Source organism: Celeribacter marinus, from assembly GCF_965656515.1.
In the GTDB taxonomy this organism is placed as follows: Bacteria; Pseudomonadota; Alphaproteobacteria; order Rhodobacterales; family Rhodobacteraceae; genus Celeribacter; species Celeribacter marinus_D.
This window is the reverse complement of record NZ_CBFHKW010000083.1, coordinates 1-4306: the sequence shown is the minus strand read 5'-3', so window position 1 is coordinate 4306 and position 4306 is coordinate 1. Positions and strand designations below refer to the sequence as shown.

Genomic DNA, 4306 nt, shown 5'->3' with positions numbered 1-4306 from the left:
TCCTGCGGGGCGTCATGTGTGCCAACAACCATCGACTGGATCGAGATTTCAGCTTTCGTGAGGGTTTGCAAACGACCCAGCCTTGGAAGCAACCACTGGCCGATGACGGTCTGGCTGGCGGACAATGTCAGACGTCTATGTCCGGTGCCGAAAATCGCCTCGGTGCTGTCGCGCAGCCCTTCGAGCGCAAGGCGGACATGGGGCAACCACGCTTCGCCCTCGACGGTCAGAGAGATGGCCCGCGCTCGACGTTCGAACAGGGGTGTGCCGAGGTGCTTCTCCAACTGCCCGATCCGCTGGCTGATCGCGGCTTGCGTCAGTCTGACGTCTTCAGCGGCGGCGGTAAAGCTGCCGAGCCGAGCCGCCGCCTCGAAGGCGCGGATCCATTCGAGCGGTGGAAGACGATCCCTTTTCATAAGCCAAACGATGCCTCAGGCCATAAATTCCTGATTTGAATTTATTCGTTGAACTTGAAAGACTCCAGCCAAATCGAAATCAATCCACGGGGTTCTCATGTCAACAGTCGCAATCGATCCATCCGGAAACTTTCTGACCTTTGAAACGGCCACAGGCCCGCAACGTTTTCATGCGATCTGGCTGCGGGACAATGCGCAGGATGCCGAAACACGCTCCCCTGGAAACGGGCAGCGGTTGATTGCATTGCGCGACATCCCCGCCGAGACCCAGATCGCGGCGGCCGAGATCGCCCCTGATGGGACGGTGCAAGTCCGTTTTGTGCCGGAGGACAAAACCGTTCAATTCGATTCTGAATGGCTCGCGTCGCATGCTTATGACCGGCCCGCCGGCACGGCGCGGGGCTGGTTGCCCGATGGGATCGAGCCTTGGGATGCTGGGCTGATGGGCGCCGTGCCCTGCGGTGATTTTGCCCAGTTGCAACAAGGCGGCGCGCCGTTGCGCGACTGGCTGGGGCAGATCGTCCACTTTGGCTTCGCCAAGGTTGTGAACGCGCCGGTCGAACCCGGATCGCTGTTTCGCATCGTCGATCTTTTCGGCCATGTGCGCGAGACGAACTATGGCCGCCATTTCGAGGTGCGGACCGAGGTGAACCCGACCAACCTTGCCTTCACGGGCCTCGGGCTTCAGGCGCATACCGACAATCCCTATCGCGACCCGGTGCCGACGATCCAGGTTCTCTACTGCCTCGAAAGCTCCGCCGCGGGGGGCGAGAATATGGTGGTCGACGGGTTCGCCGCAGCACTGCGCCTGCGTCAGGAGAATCCGGAGGGGTTCGATCTGCTGGCCGATCATTGCGCGCGGTTCGAATATGCCGGTGAGGCGGGCGTTTGCCTGACCTCGCGTCGCCCAATGATCGAACTGGCCCCTGACGGCGAATTGATCGGTATCCGCTTCAACAACCGCTCTTTCGCCGCGGTAACGGATGTGCCCTTCGACAAGATGGAGGCCTATTACGCCGCCTATCGCCGTCTGGGCGAGATCATCGACGATACCGCCATGGAGGTGACCTTCCGCCTGAACCCGGGCGAGGCCTTTGTCGTTGACAACACCCGCGTGCTGCACGCGCGCAAGGGCTATTCCGGCGAGGGGACGCGCTGGCTCCAAGGCTGCTACGCTGACAAGGACGGGCTGCGCTCGGCCTATGACGCGATGCGCCGCGATGGTATGCTGGAGGCTGCGGAATGAAGCCCGATATCAACAGCCTGACCGGCGAGACAATTGTCGCCTTCATTGGCTCGATCTTTGACCGGCGCGGCGGCGAGGAATACCTGGGCGAGCCCGTGACCATGGGCGAACACATGTTGCAAGGCGCGACGCTCGCCGAGCGCAACGGCCAGCCCGAAGAGATCATCGTCGGCGCGCTGCTGCATGACATCGGCCATTTCACAAGCGAGTTTGGCTCCTTCACGATGGACGACACCGAGGACCGCCATCACGAGGACGCAGGCGCCGAGGTGCTCGAGCGGTTCTTTCCGTCCGTTGTGACCGATTGCTGCCGCTACCACGTCGCGGCCAAGCGTTACCTCTGCGCGACCCGCCCCGAGTATTTCAAACGCCTGTCCGAGGCGTCGATCCATTCCTTGAACCTGCAAGGCGGCCCGATGTCGCCCGAGGAAGTGTCCGAGTTCGAGAAGAGCCCGAACCTCAAGCAGATCATCGCCGTTCGCTATCTCGACGAGGCCGGAAAGGTCGCGGGGATGGAAACGCCCGACTTCTGGCATTTCGCGCCAATGGTGCAGCGGATGGTCGACAAGCACCTGTCCGGCACCTGATTGCACAGGGCACTCGATCACGTGAGGTTGGTGGGCAATGGACGGCCATCCTTGGCCAACATCTGACGCTGGACACGCCGCGCGTCTACGGAAAACATGCGGGTTAGGAGGAGACGCTTATGCACAGGAAGGTGATTTCGGGCGCAGATGCCGCCGCTCTGATCAAGGATGGCGACGTTCTGACGACGTCCGGCTTTGTTGGGATTGGCGTACCAGATGCACTCCTTGCAGCGGTCGAAAATCGGTTTCTAGAGACAGGGCATCCCAGAAACCTGTCACTGGTCTTTGCGGCAGGGCAAGGAGACGGTGGCGAGCGCGGACTGAACCGCCTCGGGCATGAGGGCCTCCTCAGCCGTGTCGTGGGTGGGCATTGGGGCCTCATTCCAAAGGTCGCGGCGCTTGCCGTCGAAGGCAAGATAGAGGGGTGGAACCTTCCTCAAGGATGCATCAGCCAGCTTTTCCGCGACGCCGCGGCGGGCAAGCCTGGGATGATCACCAAGGTCGGTTTGGACACCTTCGTCGATCCACGGAACGGCGGTGGTGCCGTCAACGACATTTCGGTGGAGCCACAGGTCGAGCTCATGACGCGCGGCGATGAGCAATACCTGTTCTATCCCGCGCCGAAACTGACAGTTGCCTTGTTGCGCGGTACGACAGCCGATGAGACCGGCAACATCACGATGGAGCGGGAGGCGCTGATCATCGACAACCTTGCCCAAGCGATGGCAGTGAAGAACGCGGGCGGTATCGTCATCGTTCAGGTCGAACGCCTTGCCCGTGGGCGCAGCCTCCCCGCGCGTGAGGTGCAGATCCCCGGGATCTTCGTGGATGCTGTCGTTGTCGCGCCCCCGGAAATGCACATGCAGACCTACCGGACGGCCTTTTCCCACGCGTTCACCAATCGCATCCGCCCGCCCGAGGGCGAGATCCCGCATATGCCACTCGATGCGCGAAAGGTCATCGCGCGACGCTGTGCATTCGAACTCCCGGTGAACGGTGTCATCAACCTCGGCATCGGCATGCCCGAAGGCGTTGCTGCCGTTTCGGCTGAGGAGGGGCTGTTGGATCATGTGACCCTGACGGCCGAGCCCGGTGTCGTGGGCGGCCAACCCGCCTCCGGCCTCGATTTTGGGGCGGCTGTCGATGTCGATGCTGTCGTGCCTCAGAATGCCCAGTTTGACTTTTATGACGGCGGCGGGCTCGATATGGCGTGCCTCGGTCTGGCGCAAGCCGATGAACAGGGTAACGTCAACGTCTCGCGCTTCGGCCCACGGCTGGCCGGCGCGGGCGGGTTCATCAACATCAGCCAGAACGCCAAGGCGTTGGTCTTCGCCGGGACGTTCACCGCCAAGGGCATCGACGTCGAGATCGGCGACGGCGCTTTGACGATCCGGGCGGAGGGCACGTCCAGGAAGTTCCTCGACGCCGTCGAACAAGTGACGTTCTCTGGTAAGCGCGCCGCGCGCCTTGGTCAGCCGGTTCTCTATGTGACCGAACGCTGCGTGTTCCGGTTACGAACGGATGGACTTCAGTTGGTCGAGGTTGCCCCCGGCGTCGATGTCGAACGCGATATCCTTGGTCATATGGGCTTTCGCCCGATCATCGAGGACGTCCGCGAAATGGATGCGCGAATATTCCGCTCCGAACCCATGGAGTTGAAGCGGGAGCTTCTGCATCTCGACCTGCCCGAGCGAATTGCATTGGACGCAACCACTGGCCGTCTCTTCATCAACTTCGAGAAGATGCGGGTTCGGTCACTGGAAGAAATCGAGCAGGTGCGCGGGCAGGTCATGGAGGTTTGCGGCCCACTTACGGACAAAGTGGACGTCGTGGTGAATTACGACAGCTTCCAGCTCGACAATGATATCGCCAAGCACTACGCCGAAATGGTCGCGGACCTGGAGAGCCGGTTCTACAAGACAGTCACGCGCTACTCCGGCTCCGCGTTCAGTGTCCGTCGTCATATATAATGGGACATTATAGCGGTTTGAGCATTAGAGGCTCTGGCTCGTTTGTGTGATTGATTATGCGGCTTGTTTTTGATGTTGCAAGCGGCG

The 4306-nt window shown here is 61.3% G+C and carries 4 protein-coding genes; 3 read left to right on the top strand and 1 reads right to left on the bottom strand.

Going from position 1 to position 4306, the window contains the following annotated elements:
- Nucleotides 1–416, bottom strand: a 416-nt coding sequence (locus tag ACTG34_RS12940) for a LysR family transcriptional regulator (RefSeq protein WP_439105303.1), incomplete at its 3' end; no start/stop codon positions are given.
- Between the two features lie 97 nt (nt 417–513).
- On the opposite strand from ACTG34_RS12940, the gene tmpA reads away from it, so the two are divergent.
- From tmpA to ACTG34_RS12925, 3 genes are all read left to right on the top strand, one after another.
- Complete coding sequence (gene tmpA / locus ACTG34_RS12935) at nt 514–1662, top strand: 2-trimethylaminoethylphosphonate dioxygenase (protein WP_439105302.1); 1149 nt, start codon at nt 514–516, stop codon at nt 1660–1662.
- Nucleotides 1659–2249, top strand: a complete 591-nt coding sequence (tmpB, locus tag ACTG34_RS12930) for a (R)-1-hydroxy-2-trimethylaminoethylphosphonate oxygenase (RefSeq protein WP_439105301.1) — start codon at nt 1659–1661, stop codon at nt 2247–2249. Before tmpA ends, tmpB begins: the two co-directional genes overlap by 4 nt.
- Nucleotides 2250–2368: 119 nt before the next feature.
- A complete protein-coding gene (locus ACTG34_RS12925) occupies nt 2369–4219 on the top strand; it encodes an acyl CoA:acetate/3-ketoacid CoA transferase (protein ID WP_439105300.1) in 1851 nt (616 codons plus the stop codon).
- The last annotated feature ends 87 nt before the right edge of the window (nt 4220–4306 follow it).